Here is an 804-nt window from a genome sequence, read left to right on the forward strand (position 1 = left end):
AGAGGTAGTAAACATCCATTTTTTTACTATAACCTTTGGTGTGGGCGACAGAAACGGTAAAACCTTTATGGGATAGCTTTTCCTGTGATTTTTCGAATCCAAATGTGCGCTGATTTCCACGGTGCTGCTTTTAACCACCGACTAATTTGTAGGTAGGTTCGTGAGCTATTTGTGTTGAGCTGAGCCAGGACATGTAAGCAGTAGACGATCATCGCGATGTACACTTGATTATGCACAGCTTGTTTGCTTTGTCCGTAGAACTTTTTAATGTTTAAGTGCTGTTTCATCCACTTAAAAAACAGTTCGATTGCCCAACGTGACTTGTACAACTCAGCGATTTCGTCAGCGCTTAAATCAAAACGATTCGTGATTAAATGTAGCTCGTTTCCTTTTGAATCCAGTACTTTGATGAGACGAAACGCATTTTCTGCACGATTTTGCGTCGTTCCAATCAGAATCATTTCATCGGATAACACGTTGGAATCTTCAGGGCGTTCAAAAGGCTCTAGTACACGTATGACGGCGTTTTTGCGCAAGCGTGAGACAAAGAAATAGCCGTCATCTGTCATGCGGTCGAATCGCTCATAATCCAAGTAACCACGGTCAAACACGTACATGCATTCTTTGTCGTCTACCAGCACTTCTAATTGGCCACGATCATGTTCTTTCGCATTCGTGAGGACCCCTTTATCTGGATACGAACAGCCTTTTTCTAGGAAAACTAGACGTAAATGAAGCTTAATGCCTGATTTTGTTTTGCGGAATTCAGCCCATTTATGATGGTTTAAGTTCAGTGGCAACGTA

The 804-nt window shown here is 42.0% G+C and carries 1 protein-coding gene; it reads right to left on the bottom strand.

Features of this window, described 5'->3' with window-relative positions:
• Window positions 1-65: 65 nt before the first annotated feature.
• The coding region (locus tag LMF89_RS25405; RefSeq protein WP_229537591.1) for an IS4 family transposase at window positions 66-804 on the bottom strand (739 nt) is incomplete at its 5' end.

The organism is Pelosinus baikalensis (assembly GCF_020819555.1).
In the GTDB taxonomy this organism is placed as follows: domain Bacteria; phylum Bacillota; class Negativicutes; order DSM-13327; family DSM-13327; genus Pelosinus; species Pelosinus baikalensis.